This window comes from Stagnimonas aquatica (genome assembly GCF_003730135.1).
Taxonomy (GTDB): domain Bacteria; phylum Pseudomonadota; class Gammaproteobacteria; order Nevskiales; family Nevskiaceae; genus Stagnimonas; species Stagnimonas aquatica.
The window spans coordinates 475835-499372 of the sequence record NZ_RJVO01000003.1; the positions used below are offsets into that span (position 1 = coordinate 475835).

General features: G+C 66.1%; 22 protein-coding genes. 14 read left to right on the forward strand and 8 right to left on the reverse strand.

The window, feature by feature from the left end; genetic code table 11:
- Positions 1-9: 9 nt before the first annotated feature.
- Both ED208_RS09435 and ED208_RS09440 read right to left on the reverse strand, forming a co-directional pair.
- The gene (locus ED208_RS09435) at positions 10-945 is read right to left on the reverse strand and encodes a methyltransferase domain-containing protein (protein WP_123211621.1); all 936 of its coding nucleotides are present in this window, start codon (positions 943-945) and stop codon (positions 10-12) included.
- Positions 946-1018: 73 nt separating this feature from the next.
- Positions 1019-1723 (reverse strand): phasin family protein, encoded by a 705-nt coding sequence (locus tag ED208_RS09440; protein WP_158608494.1) that lies wholly within the window; start codon positions 1721-1723, stop codon positions 1019-1021.
- A 247-nt stretch (positions 1724-1970) separates the two neighbouring features.
- Here ED208_RS09440 and fadB point away from each other — a divergent pair, with 247 nt between their 5' ends.
- Positions 1971-4121 carry a fatty acid oxidation complex subunit alpha FadB gene (gene fadB, locus ED208_RS09445; protein WP_123211623.1) on the forward strand — a complete coding sequence of 717 codons (2151 nt, stop codon included), beginning with the start codon at positions 1971-1973 and terminating at the stop codon, positions 4119-4121.
- Between the two features lie 42 nt (positions 4122-4163).
- A complete protein-coding gene (gene fadA, locus ED208_RS09450) occupies positions 4164-5324 on the forward strand; it encodes an acetyl-CoA C-acyltransferase FadA (protein WP_123211624.1) in 1161 nt (386 codons plus the stop codon).
- A gap of 337 nt (positions 5325-5661) precedes the next feature.
- Here fadA and ED208_RS09455 read toward each other — a convergent pair whose 3' ends face one another.
- From ED208_RS09455 to ED208_RS09470, 4 genes are all read right to left on the reverse strand, one after another.
- Positions 5662-6375: a TetR/AcrR family transcriptional regulator gene (locus ED208_RS09455; protein WP_123211625.1), complete on the reverse strand. Its 714-nt coding sequence runs from the start codon at positions 6373-6375 to the stop codon at positions 5662-5664.
- Positions 6376-6656: 281 nt separating this feature from the next.
- The gene (locus ED208_RS09460) at positions 6657-7430 is read right to left on the reverse strand and encodes an enoyl-CoA hydratase (protein ID WP_123211626.1); all 774 of its coding nucleotides are present in this window, start codon (positions 7428-7430) and stop codon (positions 6657-6659) included.
- Between the two features lie 121 nt (positions 7431-7551).
- Positions 7552-9396: a biosynthetic-type acetolactate synthase large subunit gene (ilvB, locus tag ED208_RS09465; RefSeq protein ID WP_233574965.1), complete on the reverse strand. Its 1845-nt coding sequence runs from the start codon at positions 9394-9396 to the stop codon at positions 7552-7554.
- 217 nt (positions 9397-9613) lie between these two features.
- The gene (locus ED208_RS09470; protein WP_123211627.1) at positions 9614-11068 is read right to left on the reverse strand and encodes a ShlB/FhaC/HecB family hemolysin secretion/activation protein; all 1455 of its coding nucleotides are present in this window, start codon (positions 11066-11068) and stop codon (positions 9614-9616) included.
- A gap of 395 nt (positions 11069-11463) precedes the next feature.
- Here ED208_RS09470 and ED208_RS09475 point away from each other — a divergent pair, with 395 nt between their 5' ends.
- The 9 genes from ED208_RS09475 (at position 11464) to ED208_RS09515 (ending at position 19839) form a co-directional block, all read left to right on the forward strand.
- The gene (locus tag ED208_RS09475; RefSeq protein WP_158608495.1) at positions 11464-12180 is read left to right on the forward strand and encodes a helix-turn-helix transcriptional regulator; all 717 of its coding nucleotides are present in this window, start codon (positions 11464-11466) and stop codon (positions 12178-12180) included.
- 117 nt (positions 12181-12297) lie between these two features.
- Positions 12298-12795: an acetolactate synthase small subunit gene (gene ilvN, locus ED208_RS09480; protein ID WP_123211629.1), complete on the forward strand. Its 498-nt coding sequence runs from the start codon at positions 12298-12300 to the stop codon at positions 12793-12795.
- 55 nt (positions 12796-12850) lie between these two features.
- Positions 12851-13867 carry a ketol-acid reductoisomerase gene (gene ilvC / locus ED208_RS09485; protein WP_123211677.1) on the forward strand — a complete coding sequence of 339 codons (1017 nt, stop codon included), beginning with the start codon at positions 12851-12853 and terminating at the stop codon, positions 13865-13867.
- Positions 13868-13944: 77 nt separating this feature from the next.
- On the forward strand, positions 13945-14562 hold the full coding sequence (locus tag ED208_RS09490) for a phosphatidylserine decarboxylase (RefSeq protein ID WP_123211630.1): 618 nt from the start codon (positions 13945-13947) through the stop codon (positions 14560-14562).
- Positions 14559-15341: a CDP-diacylglycerol--serine O-phosphatidyltransferase gene (gene pssA / locus ED208_RS09495; RefSeq protein ID WP_123211631.1), complete on the forward strand. Its 783-nt coding sequence runs from the start codon at positions 14559-14561 to the stop codon at positions 15339-15341. The genes ED208_RS09490 and pssA overlap by 4 nt, the downstream gene beginning before the upstream one ends.
- Positions 15342-15592: 251 nt before the next feature.
- A complete protein-coding gene (gene leuA, locus ED208_RS09500) occupies positions 15593-17263 on the forward strand; it encodes a 2-isopropylmalate synthase (RefSeq protein WP_123211678.1) in 1671 nt (556 codons plus the stop codon).
- Positions 17264-17327: 64 nt separating this feature from the next.
- A complete protein-coding gene (locus tag ED208_RS09505; RefSeq protein ID WP_123211632.1) occupies positions 17328-18134 on the forward strand; it encodes a uracil-DNA glycosylase in 807 nt (268 codons plus the stop codon).
- On the forward strand, positions 18131-18592 hold the full coding sequence (gene rimI / locus ED208_RS09510; RefSeq protein ID WP_123211633.1) for a ribosomal protein S18-alanine N-acetyltransferase: 462 nt from the start codon (positions 18131-18133) through the stop codon (positions 18590-18592). Before ED208_RS09505 ends, rimI begins: the two co-directional genes overlap by 4 nt.
- 14 nt (positions 18593-18606) lie before the next feature.
- Positions 18607-19839, forward strand: coding sequence for an MFS transporter (locus tag ED208_RS09515; RefSeq protein ID WP_123211634.1), 1233 nt, complete (start codon positions 18607-18609; stop codon positions 19837-19839).
- Here ED208_RS09515 and ED208_RS09520 read toward each other — a convergent pair.
- Entirely contained in the window at positions 19836-20420 is a 585-nt protein-coding gene (locus ED208_RS09520) for a lysophospholipid acyltransferase family protein (RefSeq protein WP_123211635.1), read from the reverse strand. The two genes, ED208_RS09515 and ED208_RS09520, sit on opposite strands and share 4 nt — an antisense overlap.
- Before the next feature lie 39 nt (positions 20421-20459).
- Between ED208_RS09520 and ED208_RS09525 the strand changes: the two genes are divergently transcribed.
- Positions 20460-21254, forward strand: a complete 795-nt coding sequence (locus tag ED208_RS09525; protein ID WP_123211636.1) for a tryptophan 2,3-dioxygenase — start codon at positions 20460-20462, stop codon at positions 21252-21254.
- 48 nt (positions 21255-21302) lie between these two features.
- Here ED208_RS09525 and ED208_RS09530 read toward each other — a convergent pair whose 3' ends face one another.
- Positions 21303-21698: a hypothetical protein gene (locus tag ED208_RS09530; RefSeq protein ID WP_123211637.1), complete on the reverse strand. Its 396-nt coding sequence runs from the start codon at positions 21696-21698 to the stop codon at positions 21303-21305.
- Between the two features lie 155 nt (positions 21699-21853).
- Between ED208_RS09530 and ED208_RS09535 the strand changes: the two genes are divergently transcribed.
- Positions 21854-22288 (forward strand): Hsp20/alpha crystallin family protein, encoded by a 435-nt coding sequence (locus ED208_RS09535; protein WP_123211638.1) that lies wholly within the window; start codon positions 21854-21856, stop codon positions 22286-22288.
- A gap of 85 nt (positions 22289-22373) precedes the next feature.
- Positions 22374-23282: a DnaJ C-terminal domain-containing protein gene (locus ED208_RS09540; protein ID WP_123211639.1), complete on the forward strand. Its 909-nt coding sequence runs from the start codon at positions 22374-22376 to the stop codon at positions 23280-23282.
- The last annotated feature ends 256 nt before the right edge of the window (positions 23283-23538 follow it).

The following is a 23538-nucleotide window of genomic DNA, read 5'->3' on the forward strand; positions in this document are numbered from 1 at the left end:
TCGGGCGCCTCAGCGCCGCGCCACCGCAGTGATCACCTCGAAATACGGCGGACGGGTTTCCTGCGAGGTGACCTGACAGCTCTCCACCGCCAGCCCGGCACCCGACAGCAAGGCGTCTAGCGCCTCGGGCTGGAAGCCGAGATTGACGTGATCGTAGGCACGCATGGTCTCGGCGTGCGGGTGCGCGCGCAGGGCCGCCACCACCAGGTGTCCGCCCGGCTTGAGCACCCGTGCTGCCTCCGACAGCAGCTTTTCCGGCTGACTGGAATACGCCAGCGCATGCAGGGCAAACACCACGTCGAAGCCTTGGCCGGCGCTCGCGTCGGCGAAGGGCAGGGCGTGCATGTCACCGCGCTTGAGTTCGATGTTGGCGAACCCTGCCAGCCGTCGCCGGGCTGCCGCCAGCACGGTTTCGCTGATGTCCAGGCAGGTCACCCGATCCGAGCGCGGCGCCAACAGTTCTGCCAGCACACCGTCGCCGGAAGCGAGATCCAGCACCCTGCCCAGCCGCACCAGCCCGATCAGGGCGTGGGCGGTGGTCTCCCAGGTGCGGCCCGGCGAGTAGTGCCGCTCCATGCGGCCGGCCACCGATTCCGCCCAGGTCTGGCCGCTGTGACGGGCGCGCAATACCTGCTCGGCGCGCTCCAGATCGACTCGGGTCTGCGCGTCCTCCAGCTTCGGGCGCAGCGAGCGCCACAGCTCGGCCGCCGCGCCCTCCGGCTGCCGGGCGGAGTAGAGCGCCGCGCCCTCGCCGCGCTCGGTCTGGATCAGCCCGGCCTGCTTGAGTTTGGCCAGATGGGTGGAGACCCGGCTCTGCGCGAGACCGGTGATCTCGTTGAGTTCGGCCGCCGACAGCGCGTGCGCCTCCAGCAGCAGCAGCAGGCGCTGGCGGCTGGAATCGGCCAGCAGGCGGCAGAGTTCGGTACTTTCCTGAAGACTGAGCATAGATTCCGGAGTGTGCCGGGACGGCCAGCAAAAAGCCCGCCGGATGGCGGGCTCGGGTGCAGCGGATGGCGCCTCAGCCCATCTTCTTGACCGATTCGATCACCGAAGACGCAGCGCTCTTGGCCTTGCTGGTGGCGCGGTTGGCGCGGGAGTTGGCGGAGGGCTTCACCGCCACCACCGGCTTCTTCACCGGCGCGCCCTTGGGCTTGATGTCGAGCACCGAGCCGACGCGCTGCTTGGCGACGCTGACATCCTTCTTGACTGCGGCGGCGACCTTCTTGGCGTCGGACTTGACGCTGGCGGCCACCTTGTCGGCCGAGGCCTTCGCCTGGGCCGTCACCTGACCCGCCTTCTTCTGGGCGTCGGCGGCAGCCACCTTGACGCCGGCGACGGCCTTCTTGGCCTTGTCGGCGACCTTGGCCAGCTCGGCTTCGGCGACCGCGCCGGTCTTCAGACCACCGCTGACCAGGCCGGTCAGCTCCTGGCGGGTCTCTGAGAGGATTGCCAGGGACTCACGGGTGCTGGCGATCAGGCGGTTGACGCTCTCCTGCATCACATCAAGCTGCTTGCCGGCGGCGTCCTTGATGGAGTCGCCTTTCTTGGCGTCCTTGAGGGCGCCCAGCACGGTGCGGTAGGTGTCGTTGAGGGCCTTGAGTTCGTGCTCGGCCAGGCGGTGTACGCCCTGACTGACGATACGATTGGCTTGACCGACAACATCGAGCGACTCGCGGCGCAGTTTGTCGAGCGAAGTCTTGATCTGGTCAAACGGCTTGGTCATGTGAACTCCCCCTAATAGAAATACGTCTTGGCGGTCCAGCGGCCAGCATTCTAGATAATTGGCTAAGTTATCGTCAAAGCGACGATTTTTCTCCCTTTGCGCGGCAATTTTCCCGCATACCGCACGGTTGGTTACCGCATTGCCGGGGAGCAGGCTGCGCGGTAAAGTCGCGCACTTTCTCGGCTCTGGCCCCGGCAACCCGGGCTGCTTGACCGGCAACGATTTCTCTAAACCACCCGAGGTGCCCATGTATCAAGGCCAATCAATCCAGGTCACGAAGCTGGACGGCGGGATCGCCGAACTCTGCTTCGACAACAAGACGGACTCCGTCAACAAGTTCGACCTGCGCACCGTCACCGAGCTTTCCGAAGCGGCCAAGGTGCTGGCTGCCGACAGCAGCCTGACCGGCCTGCTGGTCAGCTCCGGCAAGGACGTGTTCATCGTCGGCGCCGACATCACCGAATTCGGCAAGAACTTCCAGCAGTCCGAGGAAGAGATCGCCAAGTGGGCGCTGGAGGCCAACCAGATCTTCAACGCCATTGAAGATTTGCCGGTGCCCTCGGTGGCCGCGATCAACGGCATCGCCCTCGGTGGCGGTCTGGAAATGGCCCTGGCCGTGGACTACCGCGTGATGAGCGACAAGGCCCAGATCGGCCTGCCGGAAACCAAGCTGGGCATCATCCCCGGCTTCGGCGGCACCGTGCGCCTGCCGCGCCTGATCGGCGCCGACAACGCCATCGAGTGGATCGCCGGCGGTGAGCAGCAGAAGGCTGCGGCCGCGCTCAAGGTACATGCGGTGGACGGCGTGGTGGCCGGCGACAAGCTCAAGGCCGCCGCGATCAAGCTGCTCAAGGCCGCCCAGGCCGGTCAGTTCGACTGGAAGGCCCGCCGCGAGCAGAAGAAGAGCAAGCTCAACCTCGACAACCTCAGCGGCATGATGGTGTTCTCCACCGCCAAGGGCTTCATCGCTGGCAAGGCTGGCAAGAACTACCCGGCGCCGGTTGCTGCGGTGTCCGCCATCGAGAAGGCCGCCAGCAAGGGCCGCGACGAGGCGCTGAAGATCGAAGCCGCCGCCTTCGCCAAGCTGGCCAAGACCACGGTGTCCGACGCGCTGATCGCGCTGTTCCTCAACGACCAGCTGCTGAAGAAGAAGGCCAAGGCCGCCGGCAAGATCGCCCGTCCGGTCAAGCACGCGGCGGTGCTGGGCGCCGGCATCATGGGTGGCGGCATCGCCTACCAGAGCGCCTCGCGCGGCACGCCGATCATCATGAAGGACATCGCCGAGAAGTCGCTGGAACTCGGCATGGGCGAGGCCAACAAGCTGCTGTCCACCCAGGTTGACCGCAAGAAGCTCACCCCGGCCAAGGCTGGCGAGATTCTCGGCACCATCCGCCCGACGCTCAACTACGGCGATTTCGGCGGCGTCGACATCGTTGTCGAGGCGGTGGTCGAGAACCCCAAGATCAAGAAGAGCGTGCTTGCCGAGGTCGAGGGTATCGTCAAGGAAGGCACCATCATCGCCTCCAACACCTCCTCAATCTCCATCGACGAGCTGGCCACGGCGCTGAAGAAGCCCGAGAACTTCCTCGGCATGCACTTCTTCAACCCGGTGCACAAGATGCCGCTGGTGGAAGTGATCTACGGCGAGAAGACCTCCAAGGAGGCGATTGCCACCGTGGTGGCCTACGCCACCGCCATGGGCAAGAGCGCGGTGGTGGTGAAGAACTGCCCCGGCTTCCTGGTCAACCGCATCCTCTCGCCTTACTTCGGTGGCTGGGCCGCACTGATGCGCGACGGCGCCGACTTCCAGAAGATCGACAAGGTGATGGAAACCTTCGGCTGGCCGATGGGCCCGGCCTATCTGCAGGACGTGGTCGGTATCGACACCGGCCACCACGTCGGTGACGTGCTGGCCGAAGGCTACCCCGACCGCATGGCCAAGACCTTCCGTACCGCCATGGACGTGATGTACGAAGCCAAGCGCTTTGGCCAGAAGAACGGTATCGGCTTCTACAAGTACTCGACCGACCCCAAGGGCAAGCCGAAGAAGGAAGTCGCGGCCGACAGCTACGAGCTGCTCAAGGCCGTGCAGCCGGAAGGCCAGAAAGACTTCAGCGACGAGGAGATCGTCGACCGTCTGATGCTGCCGATGATCATCGAGACCGTGCGCTGCCTGGACGAGGGCATCGTCGAGACCGTGCAGGAAGCCGACATGGGCCTGATCCTGGGCATCGGCTTCCCGCCGTTCCGTGGCGGCGCGCTCAAGTACGCCGATACCGTTGGCCTCGCCACCATCATCGAGAAGTGCGCCAAGTACGCGCACCTGGGCAAGATCTACGAGCCCACCGAGTCGATGAAGAAACTGGCCGCCGAAGGCAAGACCTACTACACGAAGTAAGTCACCCCACGAACTGCCGAATTACCGTTTAGGAGATTTTCCATGACTGATGTCGTGATTGTTGATGCTGTCCGCACCCCGATGGGCCGCAGCAAGGGTGGCGTCTACCGCAATGTCCGCGCCGAAGAGCTGTCGGCGCATGTGATCAAGGCCATCCTCGCCCGCAACGCCGCGCTCAAGCCCGCCGACGTCGAAGACGTGATCTGGGGTTGCGTCGGCCAGACCCTGGAACAGGGTTTCAATATCGCCCGTAACGCCGCGCTGATGGCCGGCCTGCCGCAGAGCGTCGCCGCGCAGACCGTCAACCGCCTCTGCGGCTCGTCGATGTCCGCCATCCACACCGCCTTCGCCAACATCCAGGCCGGTATCGGTGACGTCTACATCTGCGGCGGCGTCGAGCACATGGGACATGTGCCGATGACCCACGGCTTCGACGGCGCACCGGGCATGAGCCTGAACACCGCCAAGGCGGCGGCGATGATGGGCCTGACTGCGGAAATGCTGACCCAGACCCACCAGATCAGCCGCGAGCAGCAGGACGAGTTCGCCCTGCGCAGCCACCAGAAGGCCTACGCCGCCATCCAGGAAGGCAAGACCAGGAACGAAGTGGTGCCGACCCCGGGCCACGACGCCGACGGCGCGCCGATTCTGGTCGAGCACGACGAAGTGGTGCGTCCGGATGCCAACCTCGCCGACCTCGCCAAGCTCAAGCCGGCCTTCAACCCCAAGGGCAGCGTCACTGCCGGTACCTCCTCGGCGATTTCCGACGGCGCTTCCTGCGTGCTGGTGATGTCCGCCGAGAAGGCCAAGGCACTGGGCCTGACGCCGATGGCGAAGATCGTCTCGGTCGCCGCCGCCGGCTGCAACCCCTCGATCATGGGCATCGGTCCGGTCCCGGCCAGCCAGAAGGCGCTCAAGCGCGCCGGCCTGGACATCAACCAGATCGACTTCTTCGAGCTGAACGAGGCCTTTGCCGCGCAGTCGCTGGCGGTGATGAAGGACCTCAAGATCACCGACAAGATGGACAAGGTGAACCTCAAGGGCGGCGCCATCGCCCTCGGCCACCCGCTGGGTTGTTCCGGCGCCCGCATCACCGGCGCCCTGGCGCATGTGCTGAAGGAAAACGGCGGCGAGTACGGTCTGGCAACCATGTGCATCGGCATGGGCCAGGGCGTCGCCACCGTGCTGCAGCGCGTGCACTGAAGTCCGCTACGCGCGCAAAGAAAAGGCCGGGACTTCCCCGGCCTTTTTCTTGGGCGTCGCCTTCGCGGCTAGGGCCTGTCACCAATTAGAACATCGCTGCGGCGGAAGGCGGTTTTGGGGCAGTGCAAGGAAGCAAGAGTGCGCAATAGAGGGCCTATTGAAACTCTTGCTGACGTAGCAATGCCCCAAAACCGTCCCGCCCCAAGGGGTTGCTGGCCAAAAGCGCGTCATGCCGCGTTGCTCGCCTAGCAAAGGCGTCCAGCCTTTGCGTCGGCTCGCGCCTTGCCTGACGCGCTTTTGACCAGCAACGCAGCGACGTTCTAATTGGTGACAGGCCCTAGGGCAGGGAGCCGCGGATCGCGACCTCGCCCTTCTTGCGCCGTGCCGAGGAGCCCTGCTGGATGCCGAAGGCCTGCACGCCGGCGGTCATCAGCCGGGCCGCGAAGGCGGCGGCGGCTTCCGGGTCGGGGCGCTTGGCAACCGACAGGGTGCGGCCGATCTCGAAACCGACGCCGAAGAAGGCCGAGGTCATCAGGTCGATGTCCAAGGGCGGGAAGATGCCGCGCTCGATGGCGTCGCTCAGGTCGGCCTTCAGCGCCCGCATGGGAATGCCGACCACGCTGTCCTGGAACAGGGTGCGTACCGCATGCTCGTTGCGCATGATCAGACGGAAGAAGCCCGGATCCTCGGCGATGCGGGTGAACAGCGTCAGGAAGGCGCCGTGGATGAAGCTGTCGATGGTGTAGGCCTCGCCGCGCACCGCGTGCATCGCGGCATTGAGGTCGTTCATCCGGGTTTCCAGCACCGCGCGGAACAGCGTGTCCTTGTCCGGAAAGTAGTTGTAGAAGGTACCGGCGGCGAGTCCGGTCATGCGGATCACGTCGCGCACGGTGACCGCGTCGTAGCCCTGTTTGAGGAAGCACTTGCGCGCCGCCTCCAGGATCGCCTCGCGGTTGGCCAGTTTGTTGCGCTCGCGCTTGCCGCCAGGACTGCTGGGCGGCGTTTGCGTGGCCGCTGCTGCCGGGCGGGCGAGGACTGATTTCTTGGCCATCAGACCGCCCGGACGTACGCGAAAAAACCGGGCAGCCCAGCGGTGTGGGCGACGCCGACGATGGTCGGAAGCGGGGCCATGCAGGCGGGCTTTGGCGGGTTCGAATTCGGGAGAAAAGGCCGGTCGGCGGATGCAGCGTGATTCATTCGACCCGGGCTCCTCCCTGGCGTTGGTGACAGGCGAATGCTGCGCCCGCGACCGCGCCAGCGTCAAGGATGAAGTCCCGGTCTTTGCTGCGCTACACCATGGCCTGGCAGAACGCAGCAAAGGCCCGGTGTTGCTCAGTTGAAGCTGGAGAAATCCGGCTTGCGCTTCTGCATGAATGCGGAGATCGCTTCGCGGGCTTCCGGCTCGTGCAGCATCGCCATGAAATGCGCGGCTTCGAAGTCGATGGACTCATTCACCGTGGCCAGGCTCCACTTCTTGAGCAGCATCTTGGTGATGCGGATGGCGCGTGGCGGCATCGCCGCAATCTGCCGCGCCTTGGCCAGCGCGGTGGCTTCGACCTCGGCATTCGGCAGCAGCGCATTGACCAGGCCACACTCAAGCGCCTTCTTGGCGCTGAAGCCTTCACCCAGCATCAGCAACTCGGCGGCACGGGCATGCCCCATCAGCCGTGGCAGCAGATAGCTGGAGGCAAATTCAGGGCAGATGCCCAGGCTGGAGAACGGCATGTTGAGCTTGGTCTGCTCGCCGCAGTAGACCAGGTCGCAGTGCAGCAGCAGGGTGACGCCCACGCCGACGGCAATGCCGCTGGCGCCGGCCACCACCGGCTTCTCCAGATTTGCCAGCGAGCGCATGAAGCGCATCACCGGGCTGTCGGGGCCGCTGGGCGGGACGGCGAGGAAATCGGCCAGGTCGTTGCCGGCGGTGAAGCAATCCGGCTGTCCCAGGATCAGTACCACGCGCACTTCCGGGTTGCTGTTGGCCGCCGTGAAGGCTTCTGCCAGCGCGGTGTACATGGCCCCGGTGAGGGCGTTCTTCTTGTCGGCGCGGTTGAAGCGGACGGTCAGTACACGGTCTTCCAGGTGGGTGACGACATGGGCCTCTGACATGGGTTTCCTTGGATGGGCTGGTGAATGGACGGTGAAATTCTGGACCAGTCGCCGGCACCGCGCCTGATCCATTCGAGGCAACAAAAAGGCCGCTCGCGGCGGCCTTTTTGCTGGATGTAGTTCAGAACAGGTCGGCCTTGTCCTGCTTGACCGGCTCGGCGCCACCGGTGCGCGCGGCGATCCAGGGGCCGGTGATCATCTGCCCATAGCTCATGCCGGGGCCGACCATCGGATAGACGCTGGCCATCGGGTCGATCATCACCTCCAGGAACGCCGGCCCGGGGAAGGCCAGGAACTCGGCGACCGTGGCCGCCAGGTCTTCCTTCTTCTCGACCCGGCGCGCGAACTCGTAGCCGTCGGCCTGTACCGCCTTGATGAAGTCCTTGCGGTGCAGCGACTTGTCGGAGCCCGAATAGCGGCTCTCGAAGAACAGCCGCTGCCACTGCTTGACCATGCCGTCGCCGTTGTTGTTCAGCACCACCACCTTCACCGGCAGGTTGTAGGTGGTCGCGGTCTCCAGCTCGCCGAGGTTCATGCGGATCGAGGCGTCGCCGTCGATGTCGATGACCACCTTGTCCGGGCAGGCGAAAGCAGCCCCGATGGCCGCCGGCAGACCGAAGCCCATGGTGCCCATGGAGCCGGAGGTCAGCCACAGGCGGGGATGCTTGAAGTCGAAGTACTGCGCCGCCCACATCTGGTGCTGGCCGACGCCAGTGGCGACCACCGCCTCGCCGCCGGTAACCGCGTTCAGCGCTTCGATCACCGCGTGCGGCTGGATGTAGTCGCCGCCGCGCTCGTAGTTGAGCGCATGGGTCTTCTTGAGCGCGGCGATGTGCTGGTGCCAGTCGCCGTACTCGGGACGGAAGCCCTGTGCATCCAGGTAGGTACGCAGGTCCTCGAGAGCGTTGTTGAGCTCGCCGACGTGATGCCACTGCACGCGCTTGACCTTGTTGATCTCGCTGGGATCGACATCGAAGTGGGCGATCCAGCGGGCATTGGGAGCGAACTTGGCCGGTACGCCGGCAACCCGGTCGTCGAAGCGGGCGCCGATGGCTATCAGTGCATCACAGTCGTCCACCGCATAGTTGGCGAAGGCGGTGCCGTGCATGCCCAGCATGTGCAGCGCGCGCGGCGCGGTGGTGTCGTAGGCGCCGATGCCCATCAGGGTGGTGGTCACCGGAATGCCGTAGGCATCGGCAAAGGCGGTGAGCGCGGCACTGGCTTCACCGTGGATGACGCCACCGCCAGCGTAGATCAGCGGCCGCCGCGCACCACGCAGCAGGTCCGCGAACTGTGCTTTCTGAGCCTCGGAAAGACGGCTGGAGGTCACCTTGGCGAGCCGCTGACGGTAGCCGGGGATGGCCAGGTTGCCCTGCCCCTGGAAATGGCCGCTCCAGTTCTGCACGTCCTTGGGGATGTCCACCACCACCGGCCCGGGACGGCCGGTGCGGGCTATCTCGAAGGCGGTGCGGACGGTGGCTTCCAGCTGGCTGGCGTCGGTGACCAGGAACACGTGCTTGGCGCAGGGGCCCATGATCGCGCTGATCGGCGCTTCCTGGAATCCGTCGGAGCCGATGGCGGCGGTCGGCACCTGGCCGCAGAGCACGACGATCGGAATCGAGTCGGCCATGCAGTCGCGCACCGGGGTGACGGTGTTGGTGGCGCCGGGGCCGCTGGTGACCAGGCAGACGCCGACTTTGCCGGAGGCGCGGGCGTAGCCGGCGGCCATGAAGCCGGCGGCCTGCTCGTTGGCAGGCACGATCAGCGGCATCGGCTCGTGGCCATCGCTGTCCAGATTGCCCTGGTTGTAGCGGAACACCGCGTCGTAGGTGGGCAGGATCGCGCCACCGGAGTAGCCGAAGATCGCGCTGACGCCCTCGTCGGCCAGGATCTGGACGACGATCTCGGCACCCGTCATGGCCTGACCGGATTTCGGGTGCGGGGAGAGCGGGCTGGCGGCGTTCATGACGGTCTCGGTGTATGCCGCAGACCCGGGCCGGATCTGCAGCGGATCAGGCTGCTTGCTTGGGGGCGCGGTTTATAGCATTTCCGGGCCTGCGCCGCAGTGGGTGCCGCGCCCGATGCTTTTGCCGCCGGGGCAGGGTGAAGGGCTGACATCGTTGTCAGAAACCGGCCATTGCCTGGGCGCCGGATTTGGCGCCCATCGAACCGTTTGCTGGCCTTCAGAGGTCGGCAGCCAGCCGGAAGAACAATCCGGCCCGGGCGCCTTCCAGCAGCCGTGGGTCGCCACGCTCGACGAACGGCAGGCCGCTGCTCAGGCTCGCCGACCAGCTGCGGCGGTAACGCAGGTCCAAAGACAGGGCGAAGTCGGCCAGCGTGCCGTCCGGGCTGTTCTCGCGGTCGCTGCGTCCCCATTCGACATGCACGGCGGGCGTCAGCTGCAGACTCTTGTAGGCCGGCAGTGGCCACAGACTGGAGAGTCGGGCGTAGGCGCCACGGTCCCCCAGAGCGGCGCCCGGGTAATAGGCCCGAACCAGCTGCGGGCCGCCCAGCGCCCAGAGCTGGGCATCGGGAAGGCGGTCGTCGCTCCACTGGCCGGCGAGCTGGGTTTCCAGCGCCAGCGAGGGCAGCAGACGCCAGCGGGCGCCGAATCCGAGCCGGGTCAGCTGATAGTCGAGCACGGAGGCGCCAGCGGGGGTGGGGTCCCCGCCTAAACCCTGACGCAGCAGCAGGCTGCCGTCGTAGTCGAGCCGCTTGCCCAGCACGGTGGCGGTGGCGGTGCGCTGCAGGGTGGCGGACAGCGAGGGATAGCGCTCCTGGCGCAGCAGTTGCTCGTCGGAGTTGCGGTACAGCGACTGCTGGGTGAGATCCAGCTTCAATTCGGTGGTCCAGCGCACCCGGAAGTTGGCCTTCGGCACGGCCAGCCAGCTGAGCTCGTAGTAGTCCTGCTCGCCGTCCAGCAGACCGGCGGGATCGCGGACCCGGTAGTCGAACCGACGGGCGCCGAGGCTGAACAGCCCCTGCGGACGGAACAGGCTCGCTGATACGCCCTGTTCGTGGTAGTCGGCGTTGCCGCCCTGGAACAGACGGTCCGACTCCCGCCAGAACAGGCCGAACTCGGCGCCGGAGACGGTATCCATGCGCACATCGAGGTCCACGAACCGACGGCCGACGTAGCGGTTGCCGGGATTGCCCACTGCCACCCGCACCTTGCCCCGGTCTCCCTGTGGAAAGCTGTGCAAGTCCATGCGCAGCTCCTCGCCGTCCGGCAATAGCCGTGCACCCGCGCGCAGACCGGCGCGGTCGGCGTGCAGGCCGGCCAGGGTGCGCCGAGGTTCGAGGTCGCTGGCGCGCAGCGGCCGGCGGCTGCCGGCCAGGGGCTTGAAGTAGTCCAGCATCGGCGCCTCGCCGTCGACTGCGGTCAGGGGCACCGGGATCAGCCAGACCTGCAGGCTGCCGTCGGCCTGCTCCAGGTAGTAGGTGCGCACGCTCAGATAGCCGGCGGCGACCATCAGATAGGGCAGCCGTCGCAGGGCGTCCTCGGCGCTACTGCTCTGCAGCAGGCTGTGACGCAGCTCGTCGACGTCGACATCCGCCGGCAGCTGCAGGCTCAGCTGCCGCCCCTGGACCTGGACGTCCAGCTGCCGGCCGACAGCACGGCGCGTGGGCGCGAGCACGACGGGCTCGGGCGGCGCGGGTAGGGGAAGGTCTACGGGCATGGGAGCTGGCTGGCAAACGCCATTATTGAGTCGGCCGGGCGTGCTTGGAAAGACGGTTGTCCGGGTTCCAGGGGCTCACCGGTGGCGGCATGGCGATGACGGCAGCGTCTCGGCGCTTGCCGCTCAACTACTATGGGTCGTATAAAAACGGAAGGGTACTTAATAAATACGATAGCTACCTCCAGTCCACCCCGACACAATGCCCTCATTACAACAATGTTTGCCTGCTCTTGGTGAGCCCTCTGGGGAGAGTTGCGATGCCTAGTCTTGCCGCCACACTGTATTCCGGGGTTTTCGAGCAGCAAGAGCAGTTCGCAGCTTGGGGGCTGTCCTGCCTGGTCGAGCGATTGCCCATGTCGCAATCGCGCTGGTGCCTGCTGACACCCTCCGGCATCCGGGAAATCTGCATGGCCGGCCTGGCCTCCAGCGACCCCGCCGCCGAGTTCACCACCTTGCGGATCGAGGTGCTGGAGCCGGTCGAAAACACCCGGCACGAATTCACCTGGCAGAAGGCGCTGCCGTCCAGCTTCAACGATGAGGAGCGCCGCTTTCTCCAGGAAAACCTCGAGCACCTGGTCAACGCCGAGCGTTTGTCGCGGCGCCTGCAGGGACTGCTGCGCCAGGCCCGAGGCGGCGACCCGGAACCCGTGGGCTTCGCCATCGTCAACGCCGAGGGGCTGATCGAGTCCTCAGACCGGGTGTTCGAAGATTACCTGCGCCGCGCCAATGACGACTGGGACGGCAGGCATCTGCCGTTTCCGCTCTCCTTCGAGGTCAAGGCCTACACCCAGGGCATTCCTCACGGCGGTCTGTTCTACCGGCTCGACCCGTTCGGCGACAAATGCCACGTGCGGGTCCGCCGCGACCGCCGTGCACCCAGCGTCAGTGGCCGGGAACTGCAAGTGGCGCGCAAGCTGGCCGGCGGCATGACCTTCAAGGAGATCGCCCGCGATCTCGGCCTGGCTCCCTCGACGGTCTCCACCCACGCCTACAACCTTTACGACAAGCTCGGCATCCGTCGCCGGGCGCAGCTGGTGGAGTGGGTGCACAAACAGTACGGACGCGGCTAGCCACGCCGAGCCTGGAGGCTGGTTCACGTCACCTTTAGTCGCGGAATCATTGCGTTTGCTGCGGTGCGACGCTAAGGTTCGCGTCCCCGAAAGACCGGGTGTACGGTTCCGCGGTCAATGCGACATATCGTTTCGATCCTCCTGCAGAACGAGGCCGGCGCGCTTGCGCGGGTGGCCAACATGTTCTCCGCCCGTGGCTACAACATCGAGTCGCTCTGCGTGGCGCCGACCCACGATCCGGCGGTTTCCCGCCTCACGCTGGTCACCACCGGCTCCGATGCGGTGATCGAGCAGATCGTCGGCCAGACCCGCAAGCTGGTGGATGTCGTCGACATCGCCGACCTCTCGGCCACCGACCATGTCGAGTGCGAGCTGCTGATCATCAAGATCGAGCTGCTGCCGCAGCAGGCCAACGCCTTCATCCATTGCGTGCGTGACCACCACGCCACCGCTCTGGATGGCAGCGAGAACACCCGCACCGCACAACTGGCCGGCACCGCCGCCCAGATCGAGGCCTTCATCGCCGACCTGGCGAAGATCTCGAACGTGCTGGAACTGGTGCGCTCCGGCGTTGCCGCGCTGGCGCTGGGCCAGAGCGTCCTGCACCAGGCCTGAAGTCTTTCCCGCTTTACCCCCTCATCCACGCCCCATCGGAGCCACGACCGTGAGCATCTCCATCTACTACGACAAAGACGCAGACCTTTCCATCATCCAGGGCAAGAAGGTCGCCATCGTCGGTTACGGTTCGCAGGGTCACGCCCACGCGCTGAACCTCAAGGACTCCGGCGTCGATGTCACGGTCGCGCTGCGCAAGGGCTCGAAGAGCTGGGACAAGGCCACCAACGCCGGCCTCAAGGTCGCGGAAGTCGCCGAGGCGGTGAAGGCCGCCGACCTGGTGATGGTCCTCGCCCCCGACCAGGACCAGCGCAAGATCTACGAAGACTCGATCGCCCCCAACCTGAAGAAGGGCGCCACCCTGGCCTTCGCCCACGGCTTCAACATCCACTTCCAGTTGATCGAGCCGCGCGCCGACCTCGACGTGATCATGGTCGCCCCCAAGGGCCCCGGCCACACCGTGCGCGGCACCTATGTGCAGGGCGGCGGCGTGCCCAGCCTGATCGCCATCCACCAGAACGCCACCGGCAACGCCAAGGCGATCGCCCTGAGCTACGCCAGCGCCAACGGCGGCGGCCGTGCCGGCATCATCGAGACCAACTTCCGCGAGGAAACCGAAACCGATCTGTTCGGCGAACAGGCGGTGCTCTGCGGCGGCGCCTCGGCGCTGGTGCAGGCCGGCTTCGAAACTCTGGTGGAAGCCGGCTACGCGCCGGAAATGGCCTACTTCGAGTGCCTGCACGAGCTGAAGCTGATCGTCGACCTGATGTACGAGGGCGGCATCTCGACCATGCGCTACTCGATCTCCAACACCGCCGAGTACGGCGACTACGTGACCGGTCCGCGCATCGTCACCGAAGAGACCAAGAAGGAGATGAAGCGCGTCCTGACCGACATCCAGACCGGCAAGTTCGCGCGCGACTTCGTGCTCGAAAACCAGGCTGGCCAGCCCATGCTCAAGGCCCGTCGCCGCATCGGCGCCGAGCACCAGATCGAGGAAGTGGGCGCCCGCCTGCGCTCGATGATGCCCTGGATCGCCAAGAACAAGCTGGTCGACAAGACCAAGAACTAAGCCTGCAATCAACACGGCGCGATTCATCCTTACGATGAATCGCGCCGTTTTGCGTCCAAGGCAAGCCGACCCCATCCATGCGTAGTGCCTACGTTCCGATCCTGCGCGTCGTCCCAGAGGGCTGGATCGGCGCCGGTCTGCTGATGCTGCTGGCGCTGCTGCTGTGGAGTCTGGAGTCCTGGCAACTCGCGCTGCCGCCGGCCCTGCTGGCGCCGGTCGCGCTGTATTGGTTTCACGACAACCCTCGCCGCAGCCCCGCCAAGCCGCTGGGTGTGCTGGCGCCGGTGGACGGCGAGGTGATCTTTCGCCGCGAATGCCACGACCCCTATCTGGGCCGCGAGGCGATCCGGCTGGGGATCCGGGTTGCGGCCTGGGGCAACTATTTGTTCAGGGCGCCGGTGGAAGGCGAGGTGTTGGCTGTGCCGGGGGCGTCCCGCCGCGTCAGCCGCATCCAGACCGACGAGGGCGAGGACGTGCTGGTGGTTGCCGCGCAAGGCTGGCTGCTCGGCGCCCGTCCGGTGTGGATTCCCTACGGCGAGCGGGTCGGGCAGGGACGACTGTGCGGGCTGCGGCGGCTGAGTCGGGTGGTTGACGTCTACCTGCCCGCCAGCTCGCGCGTGGAAGTCGCGCTGGGGCAAACGATAAGATGCGGCGAGACCGTCCTCGCCACGCTGCTGCGGAGAACTGAAAGATGAGCGACACCGCGACACCGCGACGCAAGGGTCCCACCAAGGGCATCTACCTGCTGCCCAACCTGTTTACCACCGGCACCCTGTTCGGTGGCTTCTACGCCATCGTCATGGCCATGGGCGGCCGCTTCGACCATGCCTGCGTCGGCATCCTGGTGGCGATGATCGCCGACGGTCTCGACGGCCGCATTGCCCGGCTCACCAACACCTCCACGGACTTTGGCAAGGAGTACGACTCGCTCTGCGACATGGTCGCCTTCGGCATCGCACCGGCCATCGTCGTCTACGCCTACAGCCTCTCGGGCCTGGCCGAATACCGCTGGCTGGGCGGCAAGCTCGGCTGGGTGATCGCCTTCACCTACGCGGCCTGCGCGGCGCTGCGGTTGGCGCGCTTCAACGTGCTGGCCAACATCGCCGGTGGCAGCAAGGACTTCTTCGGCCTGCCCAGCCCGGCAGCGGCGGCGCTGGTGACCTTCTTCGTATGGAGCGCGGTGGATGTCTGGGGCGTCGCCGGCCACGAGGTCTTGCTGGTCGCCGCGCCGCTGACTCTGCTGACCGCGCTGTCCATGGTCAGCAGCATCCGCTACAACAGTTTCAAGAAGCTCAATCTGGCCGGGCGGATGAAGTTCCTGCCCTTCGCCGCGGTGGTCGGCCTGCTGGCGCTGGTGGCGATCAATCCGCCGCAAGTGCTGTTCCTGGTATTCCTGGGCTACGCCCTGTCCGGCCCGGTCAGCACGCTCTGGCGCCGTCTGCGCAAACCGACCGCTCAGTCGCCGAGCACTTGATTTCCCGCCGTTCGCGGCTATCCTGCCTCGCCATGTTTACTTGCCGCGCCATCTCTTCCGCCTCCCGTGCCACCTCGGCATGCCCGAGGCTGTCTGCGCGACTTAGCAAGTGCGTGCTCGTCCCGGCCTGAAGGCCAGGACACCGGCACGCGCCCGCACGGGGGATAAACCGTGATGAGAGTCTTCTCGCTATTCCCCCCATTCGAATTGAAAGGTCCGCTGCCTGCGGGCCGGAGTGCTGCCACATGGCCATGCTGAAAAATCCCGCCACCAAATACCGTTCCTTCGCGCCGGTCCATCTGCGCGACCGCACCTGGCCCGATGCCGTGCTCAGCCGGGCGCCGATCTGGTGCAGCGTCGATCTGCGCGACGGCAACCAGTCGCTGATCGAGCCGATGAACCGCGAGCGCAAGCTGCGCATGTTCCAGTTGCTGGTGAAGCTGGGCTTCAAGGAGATCGAAGTCGGCTTCCCCTCGGCCTCGCAGACCGAGTTCGACTTCATCCGCCATCTGATCGAGAACGATCTGATCCCCGACGATGTCAGCATCCAGGTGCTGACCCAGGCGCGCGAGCACCTGATCCGTCGCACCTTCGAGGCGCTGAAGGGTGCCAAGAAGGTCGTGCTGCACTACTACAACGCCACCGCGCCGGTGATGCGCCGCGTCGTGTTCAATCTCAGCCAGGACGAGGTGATCGACCAGTTGGCGGTGCAGCACGCGCGGCTGATCAAGCAACTGGCCGCCGAGCAGCCGGAAACCGACTGGACCTTCGAGTACTCGCCGGAGATGTTCTCCGGCACCGAGCTGGACTTCGCCAAGCGCATCGTCGATGCGGTCACCGAGGTCTGGCAGCCGACGCCGGAGCGGCGCTGCATCATCAACCTGCCGTCGACGGTCGAGCACAGCACGCCGAACATCTTCGCGGACATGATCGAGTGGATGCACCGCCACCTGGAGCGGCGCGAATCCATCATCATCAGCGTGCACCCGCACAACGACCGTGGCACCGGCACCGCCGCCGGCGAGTTCGCGCTGATGGCGGGCGCGGATCGCATCGAAGGCTGCCTGTTCGGCAACGGCGAGCGCACCGGCAATGTCGATCTGGTCAACATCGCGCTGAATCTCTACACCCAGGGTGTCGATCCGGGCCTGGACTTCGGGGACATCGACGAAGTCCGCCGCTGTGTGGAGTACTGCAACCAGTTGCCGGTGCATCCGCGCCACCCTTATGTCGGCGATCTGGTGTTCACCAGCTTTTCCGGCAGCCACCAGGACGCGATCAAGAAGGCCTTCTCGCTGCGTAAGCCGGACGACATCTGGGAGATGCCCTATCTGCCCATCGACCCGCTGGACCTGGGCCGCAGCTACGAGGCGGTGATCCGCGTCAACTCGCAGTCCGGCAAGGGTGGCATCGCCTACCTGCTGGAGTCCGAATACGGCCTGACGCTGCCGCGCCGTCTGCAGATCGAGTTCAGCACCGCCGTGCAGGCGGTCACCGATCAGTCCGGCAAGGAGGTGAGCGCCGCCGACATCTGGGCGCTGTTCCAGACCGAGTATCTGAGCGTCGGCGAGCCCTACGGCTATCTGGCCCATCACCTGGTCGAGGACTCCACCCTGGATCAAGTGAAGCTGGTCACCGAGGTCGCGGTCAACGGCGAAAAGCACCGCCTGGACGGCAAGGGCAACGGTCCCATCGACGCCTTCGTCAGCGCGCTCTCGGAGCTGAGTGGCCGCAAGCTGTCGGTGGCCGACTATCAGGAGCACGCGGTCACCGCCGGCAGCGATGCCAAGGCGGTGAGCTACATCGAGCTGAAGGTCGGTGATGGCCGGCCGGTGTTCGGCGTCGGCATCGACGGCAATATCGTCACCGCATCGCTGAAGGCCATTCTCTCGGCGCTGAATCGCGTCGCCCGCCGCAGTTGAGCACGGCATGCCGGCCGCCTTCGGGCGGCTGGCATCGTGTCCGCTGCCACCCGACAATAGCGGCATGAACGGCAAACAGAAAAAGGTGCTTGACGCCCTCGGCATCGAGACATGGCAGGCCAAGGGCGCCGGCACCCCCGGCCTGGTGGTCGCGGAAGCGCCGTCCGTCGCGCCACCACCGTCCGCTATGACTGCCTCCAGCCGTACCCCGCCGGTCGTCAGCTCGCGACCGGCACCGGTGCCGGCTCCCGCAGCGGCACAGCGCCCGGAGGTCGGCGGCTTGGAGCCCGCCACTGCCATCCAAGTACCGGCCGACTGGGCCGCGCTGCGCGAGCGGGTCAGCGGCTGCCAGCGCTGCAAGCTGTGCAAGACCCGCACCCAGACCGTGTTCGGCGTCGGCAACACCAGCGCGCCGCTGATGGTGGTGGGCGAGGGGCCGGGCGCCGACGAGGATGCCCAGGGCGAACCCTTCGTCGGTCGCGCCGGCAAGCTGCTCGACGAAATGCTGCGCTCCATCGGCCGCTCGCGCGCCGACAACACCTACATCGCCAATGTCGTGAAGTGCCGGCCGCCCGGCAACCGCGACCCGGAGCCCGACGAGGTGGAAGGCTGCCGGCCGTACCTGGACATGCAGATTCAGTTGCTGCAACCCAAGCTGATCGTCGCCTTGGGCCGCATCGCGGCGCAGCGGCTGCTGTCCACCGATCAGCCGCTGTCGCGCCTGCGCGGCCCCTTGCACCAGTACGGCAAGTCCGAGACGCCGGTGTTCGTCACCTATCACCCGGCCTACCTGTTGCGCAGCCCCAAGGAAAAAGCCAAGAGCTGGGAAGACCTCAAGAAGGTCTGGCAGCACCTCCACGCCAGTCAATGAGCGCCGAGCTCTGGCACCTGCAAGTGCTCGACGCCAGCCGGGTGCCGGACATCCTCGACATCGAGCGGCGCGGCTACCCCTTTCCCTGGACCGAGCAGATCGTCCGCGACAGCCTGCGCCACGGCACCGTCTGCTGGGGCGTGCTGAATCCGGCCGACGAGCTGCTGGCCTACGCCTTTTTCAGCATGGCGGTAGGCGAGGCGCACGTGCTCAACATCTGCGTCGATCCGGCCCAGCAGGGGCAGGGCATCGGCCGCTATCTCATGCAGCACCTGCTGGCGCTGGCACGCGAGGAACTGTGCACCGTGGTGCTGCTGGAGGTGCGTCGCTCCAACAACGCGGCGCGCCGGCTCTACGAGAGCCTGGGCTTCAGCACGCTGGGCGTGCGCAAGGGCTACTATCCGGCGGCCGAGAACAGCCGTGAGGATGCGCTGGTGCTGGGCTACGAAATCTTCTGACCCGAGACCCGTCAATGGCGCCGGACCGCAAGCAGCAGCTCAGCTGGGCCTTCTATGACTGGGCCAATTCGGCGTTCGCCACCACCGTGCTGGTGGGCCTGTTCCCGATCCTGTTCAACAAGTACTACGCCGCCGGGGTGGACCCGGGCACCAGCACCTTCTACCTCGGTGCCTACGGCAACTCCCTGCCCAGCTTCCTGGTGATGCTGATGGCGCCCTGGCTGGGCGTGCTCGCCGACAAGCACGGCTGGAAGAAGCGCCTGCTGCTGTTCTTCACCCTGCTCGGCGCCAGCGCCACCGCCGGACTGATGCTGGTCGGCGAAGGCCAGTGGCCGCTGGCCATCGCCCTGTTCGCGCTGGGCGGCATCGGCTTCTTCGGCGGCCTGGGCTTCTACGACTCGCTGCTGGTCAACGTCGCCGCGCCGGCCGAGCGCGACCGGGTCTCCGCGCTCGGTTACGGTCTCGGCTATCTCGGCGGCGGCCTGCTGTTCGTGCTCAACGTCAGCATGGTGCAGAAGCCGGAGTGGTTCGGGCTCGCCAACGCCGCCGAGGCCGGCAAGTGGGCCTTCGTCAGCGTCGCGGTGTGGTGGCTGCTGTTCTCCTGGCCGCTGTTCCGCAACGTCCGCGAATCGCGCGCCATGCACGATGTCGGCGCCCTCGGCTGGGCCGCGATCTGGGCGACCATGAAGCAGATCGCCCGCTACCGCCCGGTGTATCTGTTCCTGTTCGCCTACTGGCTCTACATCGACGCAGTGAACACCGTCGCCAACATGGCGGTGGACTTCGGCATCAAGCTCGGCTTCGAGCCCGGCGCGCTGATCAAGGCGCTGCTGATCGTGCAGTTCGTCAGCTTCCCGGCCGCCATCGCCTTCGGCCGCATCGGTGAGCGCTTCGGAGCCCAGCGCGGCCTGTACCTGGGCCTGAGCATCTACATCGGCGTCACCCTCTGGGCGCTGAGCATGCAGACCGAGACCGACTTCTACCTGATGGCCGCCGCCGTCGGACTGGTACAGGGCGGCGTGCAATCGCTGTCGCGCAGCTTCTATTCCAGCCTGATTCCGAAAGAGTCGGCCGGGCAGTTCTTCGGCTTCTACAACATGCTCGGCAAGTTCGCGGCCGTGCTCGGCCCGCTGGTGGTGGGCCTCACCGCCAGCCTCACCGGCAATCCCCGGCTGGCGATCTTCGTGCTGGTGTTCTTCTTCGCCGCTGGCATGTTGCTGCTGTCGCGGGTGCGGTCGCAAAGCTAGAGCGCGAACAGTTCGGGATTCTTGGCCATCTCGCGCCGGTAGCCGCTCTTGAGCTGGGCGAGGTCGGCCTCGTAGTTGCCGCTGGTGCGGAACGCCGGGGCCAGGCCGATGCACCTGCGGCCGTGGTCGATATAGGCCGGCAGCACCGGCACACCGGCGGCGTGGGCGATCTGCTGCCAGCCACTCTTCCAGCGCGGGTTGTAATGCCGGGTGCCTTCGGGCGCCAGTCCCAGAACCAGTTGCGGATGTTCCTGGAAGGCCGCAGTGGTCTGCGCGACCACGCCGCCAGCGGCGCTGCGGTCGATGGGAATGCCGCCGAGCGCCCGCATCAGCGGCGCCAGCGGCCCGGAGAACAGAGTGTGCTTGCCGAACCAGCGCACCCGCAGTCCCAGGGCCAGGATCGCGGCCATGCCGAACACGAAATCCCAGTTGGAGGTGTGTGGCGCCGCAGTCACCACGGCTTTCGGCAGGCTGGGCAGTTGCACTTCCAGGCGCCAGCCGAAAGCGCGCAGCACCGCGCGGCCGATGAATCGGGAAACGGCGTTGCCGCCACGGGGAAAGCCCGGTTCTGCTCCGTCCATGCACCTTGTCCGGGTGTACGGGAGCGTTAGCATGGCGCCATGACCACGCCCAAACCCGTCACCTATTCGTCGTATCTGCAGATCGACGCGCTGCTGGCCTTGCAGACGCCTTTGTCGGAAGGACCGGAGCACGACGAAACCCTGTTCATCATTATCCACCAGGTCTACGAGCTCTGGTTCAAGCAGTTGCTGCACGAACTGGACGGCCTGGAGCGCGCCTTCGCCGCCGCCGACAGTGCCAGGGCGCTGGCGGCGCTCAAGCGCATGCTCACCATCCTCAAGACCCTGGTGCAGCAGGTGGACGTAATCGAGACGATGACGCCGCTTTCCTTCAATGCCTTCCGGACGCGACTGGAGGCCAGCTCCGGATTCCAGTCGGCGCAGTTCCGGCTGCTGGAATTCCGGCTCGGTCACAAGCGGCCAGCGCTGCTGACGCACTACCCCGAGGGCAGCAGCGAGCGCGAGCGGCTGCAGGCCGCGCTGGCCGCGCCCTGCGCCTGGGATGGCTTCCTGCGCTATCTGCGTGCCCTGGGCTGGGCGGTGCCAGCAGCGGCGCTGGCACGCGATCCGCAGGCGCCGCTGGCGCCGGATGCGGCCGTGCAGACGCTGCTGATCGAGATCTACCGCCGCAACGACTTCGCGGCCCAAGTTTGCGAGCGCCTGGTCGATCTCGACGAGGGCTTGCAGGAATGGCGCTACCGCCATGTGAAGATGGTGGAGCGCACCCTGGGCGCCAAACCCGGCACCGGCGGCTCGGCCGGAGCCGATTATCTGCGGGCGACCCTGTTCAAGCCGCTGTTTCCGGATCTCTGGGCGATCCGGTCGATGCTCTAGATCGGCGTCCGCCCAAGGCTGGAAGCTCTTGGGCGGACCGGCGCCGGGCTATTCGCCGCGACGCTTTTCCATGCGCTCCTTCCACTTCGCCTTGCGCTCTTCGCAAGCCTTTGGATCGGCGTCGCACTTGGCCTGCATTTCGGCGCGGCGCTCCTTCATCTGCTGCTTCTTTTCCTCGCATTTCACCGGGTCGGCGTCGCACTTGGCTTTCAGCTCGGCACGGCGTTCCTGCATCTTCTGCTTCATCTCCTCGCACTTGGCCGGGTCGGCCGCGCATTTCGCCTTCATCTCCTCGGCACGGGCGCGGATCTTCTCGCACTGGGCCGGATTGTCGGCGCAGTGCTGGGCCACCTTGTCCTGCTGTTCGGGCGTCAGCTCGGCGGCGTGGACAGTACCCAGCAGGGCGATGGACAGGGGCAGGGACAACATCAGGCTGCGCAGCATGGGAATCTCCGAAGAGTGAACGGTGGTGATGAAAGTCCGGCCGCGCTCAGTTGGTTGACAAGCGATTTCGGACTCTTGAAACCAGGATGCGCGACACCAGTTTTGCGTCGTGCGCACAGAAGTCCATCTTCTGAAACCGATGTAGGAGAACCAACATGAGTCTGACCCGCTACGAGCCGTGGTCCTTGCACCGCGCGCTGTTGAATGAATTCACCCGTGCCCTCGATGCCAACAGCCAGGACGCCAGCACCGGCGCCACCGCCGACTGGACGCCCTCGGTGGACATCGCCGAGTACGCCGACAAGTTCGTGCTCAGTGCCGACATCCCCGGCGTCGATCCGGCCAGTGTCGAAGTGACGCTGGAAAACGGCGTGCTGACGCTGTCCGGCAGCCGCGAAAAGGCGGTGGAAGCCGCCGGCGTCGAACGTCGTCGCATCGAGCGCGCCACCGGCCGCTTCTTCCGCCGCTTCGCGCTGCCCGACACCATCGACGGCGAGTCGGTATCCGCCAGCGGCAAGCACGGTGTGCTGGAAATCGTCATCCCCAAGCGGCCGGCCAGCCAGCCGCGGCGGATCAACGTGACCCATTGAGCCGCCTCCGCCACCGGCGGAGATCGCTGAGGCAAAGCCGCGTGCTGCTAGGGTGCGCGGCTTTTTTCGTAGAGAATGCCGTCTTATGGAATACAAGGACTACTACAAGATTCTGGGCGTTGCCCGCAGCGCCTCGGCCGACGAGATCAAGAAGGCCTATCGCAAGCTGGCGCGCGAGTTTCACCCCGACAAGAACAAGGCCAAGGGTGCCGAGGAGCGCTTCAAGGAAATCAACGAGGCCAACGAGGTCCTCAGCGATGCCGAAAAGCGCAAAGCCTATGACGCCCTGGGCGCCAACTGGCGCTCCGGCCAGCGCTTCGAGCCGCCGCCGGGCTGGGACGGCCAGATGGGTGGCGGCCGCAGTGCGCGCGGTGGCCGCGCCGGCGGCTTCGGCGGCGGTGGTGATTTCTCCGACTTCTTCTCCTCGCTGTTCGGCGGCATGGGCGGCGCCGGTGGCGGCGCGGGCTTCGGCAACATGGGCGGTTTCGCGCCTGAGGCCGAGGATTCCCGCGATGTGCTGACGGTGTCGCTGGAAGAGTCCTTCCACGGCGGCAGCCGGCGCGTGCAGTTGAGCAGCGGCCGCACCCTGGACGTGAAGATCCCCAAGGGTGTCACCGAGGGCAAGACCATCCGCCTCAACGGCCAGGGCCGCTACGGCGGCGACCTGCTGCTGGAAATCCGCTTCGCCCCGCACCCGCAATTCGAGTTGAAGGAACGCGACCTGAGCTGCGTGGTGGCGGTCGCCCCCTGGGAAGCGGCGCTGGGCGCCAGTATCGACGTGCCGACCCTGGGCGGTGCGGTGCAGCTCAAGCTGCCGGCGGGCAGCCAGTCGGGCAAGAAGCTGCGCCTGAAGGGGCGCGGCTTGCCGGCGGCAACGCCGGGCGATCAGCTGGTGGAGATTCGGGTGGTGGCGCCGCCGGCGGAGAACGACGAGCAGCGGGCGTTCTACGAGGAGATGGCGCAGAAGTTCGCGGGGTTCAAGCCGCGCGGGTAATCGTGGGTGGGCAGCTTCGTTCTTAAGCGCTGTGGTTCGCGCGTTCGCGCTCTTTTAGGTGTGCAGGGTTTGGTAGCTTTTTTTCGCCTATTGGCGACTCACTTTTCTTTGCTTGTGCAAAGAAAAGTAAGGCGGATTCTAAGATCAAGTGCAACGCTTCCTGAGACTGGAGGTGAAGCATGGGGAAGGCGTACCAGCACCTGAGCGCGGAGGAACGCGGCACGATCATGGCGCTGCGTCATGAAGGCCGAAGCCT